The sequence below is a fragment of the Longimycelium tulufanense genome (genome assembly GCF_014645795.1).
GTDB lineage: Bacteria > Actinomycetota > Actinomycetes > Mycobacteriales > Pseudonocardiaceae > Longimycelium > Longimycelium tulufanense.
Genome location: NZ_BMMK01000089.1, coordinates 1 through 2543 on the forward strand (window position 1 = coordinate 1; position 2543 = coordinate 2543).

General features: G+C 67.4%; 5 protein-coding genes. All 5 read right to left on the reverse strand.

Translation table 11 applies throughout. The annotated features are described in order from the left end of the window. Nucleotides 1-951 (reverse strand): hypothetical protein (locus IEY55_RS31580; RefSeq protein ID WP_189062251.1); only part of this gene is annotated, 951 nt, incomplete at its 3' end. 38 nt (nt 952-989) lie between these two features. Continuing rightward, nucleotides 990-1199, reverse strand: a complete 210-nt coding sequence (locus IEY55_RS31585) for a hypothetical protein (protein WP_189062252.1) — start codon at nt 1197-1199, stop codon at nt 990-992. Continuing rightward, entirely contained in the window at nt 1196-2014 is an 819-nt protein-coding gene (locus IEY55_RS31590; protein ID WP_189062253.1) for a DNA adenine methylase, read from the reverse strand. The genes IEY55_RS31585 and IEY55_RS31590 overlap by 4 nt, the downstream gene beginning before the upstream one ends. Beyond that, entirely contained in the window at nt 2011-2343 is a 333-nt protein-coding gene (locus tag IEY55_RS31595; protein WP_189062254.1) for a hypothetical protein, read from the reverse strand. Before IEY55_RS31595 ends, IEY55_RS31590 begins: the two co-directional genes overlap by 4 nt. A 12-nt stretch (nt 2344-2355) precedes the next feature. After that, nucleotides 2356-2543 (reverse strand): hypothetical protein (locus IEY55_RS32455; protein ID WP_229686953.1); only part of this gene is annotated, 188 nt, incomplete at its 5' end.

Below are 2543 nucleotides of genomic sequence, written 5' to 3' on the forward strand. Positions count from 1 at the left end.
CGGCAGTAGGTGGGTGCCGATGCCCTTGCGACCCCACACCTTGAGCGCCTGGCCGATCTGATCTTCGGTGTAGCCGTCCCGCAGCAGCTGGTCCACGAGCGGACCGAGCTTCTGCAGCACGCTTGTGGGCGGTCGCTTCCGGCAGCTCTTGGCGTAGGCAGTGACGAGACGGTGGGCTGCAGGGGAGTGCGCGGTCCCGCTGATCTCATTCAGGCGGGGACGTTCCTCGCGCGCGTGCGCGGGTGACGTACCCCCGTTACGCAACCCCCTTCCCCTGTTCCCCTGTTCCCCTGTTCCAGCGACCGAACTCCGCCGAGGGTTCAGCGGAGACTCGGCGGAACCCGCCGAGGCGCCTCGTTCAGGCAGGTCAACCCCTAGATCCGTGTCGAGTTGACGATCAATATCTGGAGGACGGTGATTAGCCAACTGGTGCCCTGAAACACTGTTTCCGTTCACACGGGATAGCTCGCCCGGACCTTCCGTAGAACTTCGTCCGGTATCCAACCGATTGCCGCCGAACCCTTGGCGGAGGCTTGGCGGAGGCTCGGCGGACTCCGTCGAGGCTTGCTGTTCGTGCTGGTCAGCGGTGTGCTCCGGATCGGGGTCCCATTCATCGCCGTCCTCGGGCGTCGGGTACTTGGCACCAGACCGCTTGTCGATCTTCTGGTGTTTGGCCCATGTCGGGATCGCATAGAACGGCCTTCCTCCGACCTTGTAGAACTTCACACCGAACCCTCGGCGGATCTCGCCGAGCATCCGCCGAATGTCCGCCGAGGACAGGTCGTCGTTGGGGAAGGCGAACCCGGCAAGCTCGCCGGGGTTGGCCGAGCCACGGCCATGGTCGTCGGCCCAGTTCCACATGGCGATGAACAGCAGTCGTGCCCAGGGACTCATGCCCTCCGTGGCTGGGGAACTCCAGAACTCCGGCTTGACGGTGCGGATGCGGGCCATGGGAACTCCTGTTACTGCAGAATTTGCGGCGGCAGTGGTTAGCTGTGGGGGCCGTGGGCGATGTCCCAGCGGCGCAGCAGCGCGCTGAGGTCCTCGGCGATGCGGTGGTGTGCGGCGGCGAGGTCGGTGTTGCCGTCGCGTGCGAGCAGCTCCGCGTCACGGCGGAGGCTGGCGACGTAGTCGACGAGGTGGGCCCGGGCGGCGTGCGCGTTGACGCCGCCCGGGACCTCGGCGGGGCCGGCGGTCATGACGCGACCTCGACGTGGTCGAACAGCGACCCCTGGGGCGGTCGATTACTCCACAAGGCTTCGGTTCGCGGCGACCACGTGCCGCCCTGCGCCGTAGCCGACGCGAGCGAGGTGACGTGCCAATCCCGGTACAGCTCCGCGTAGAGCGGCGAGTGGTAGCCGGAGAGCACCACGGCCGCCCGGCAGCCCTTGAGTGCCTCAGCGAGTTTCCGGTGCTCCCGTTCCGAACTCATCTCGTGGCGGTAGTTGGTGCCGGTGCGGGTCTGGCCGAGGTAGGGCGGGTCGACGTACAGCAGGACATCGGGGCACGAGCCGTATGCCTCGATGAGTTCGAGCGCGGGCCGGCACTCCAGGGAGACGCGGGCCAGCCGCTGGGCGGCGGACGCCATGCGCTCGACGTAGCCGGCCAAGTAGCCCGGCATGCTCGTGCTGCTTCCCGCGGGGTCGATGTAGAACCGCCAGCCCGTTCGGGCCAGGGTTCCGGTCCGACCTTGGGAGATTCGGACCCAGACACGGCGAGCACGCTCCAGCTCATCCTCGGCGAGTTTGTAGGCGGTTTGGTACTCGGCGCGGGAGTGCGGGGTGAGTGCGCAGGCCCGGATCAGCTCCGCCGGACGGTCGCGGAGGACACGCCAGAAGTGCATGAGGTCGCCGTCGAGGTCATTGACGGTTTCCATTGGGGCGGGCGGCTTGGCCAGCAGGACGGCCAGCGACCCGGCGAAGGGCTCGACGTAGTGCTGGTGCGGCGGCAGGAGATCGACGATTCGTCGTGCCAGCCCCGTTTTCCCGCCGTAGTAGGCGAACGGCGGCTTCATGCGACCCGCTCCTCGTCACCTCGCGTACCCGCCCACACCTTGATCTCGGCGGCGTGCCGGGACGGTCGGCGACTGGTGCGGAGGTCGACACGGCGGATGAGACCGCGGCTGGCGTAGTTGCCGATGATGGCGCCGAGCAGGTTCGGGCTGTGGGGCTCGACGCCTTCGGGGAGGCGGGCGCGGACGTCTTCGGCGGTCCATTCACCGCCTTCGGCGAGCAGCTGGTCGATGGCGGCCTTGATGCGCTCACCCACGTTGCGGTGCACCGCCCTATCGGCGGCGGTTACTTCTGCAAATCCTCGGTCTCGTAACTGCTTGCCGGTGCTCATCGGTACCTCCGGTCAGGCTGGCTGTTCGAATACCGGCTCGGCTATCAGTGGTCGAGAGACGTAGGGGAGCAGCCACCGCAAAGCGGCAGCACCTTGTTGTGGAACAACGGTGTTACCGAGGAGACACAGCATGTCGGTTCGGCTCAGGCCGGGGACGGCGGTGACGTGCCCCTCGGGCAGGCCCATCAGCCACTCGACGA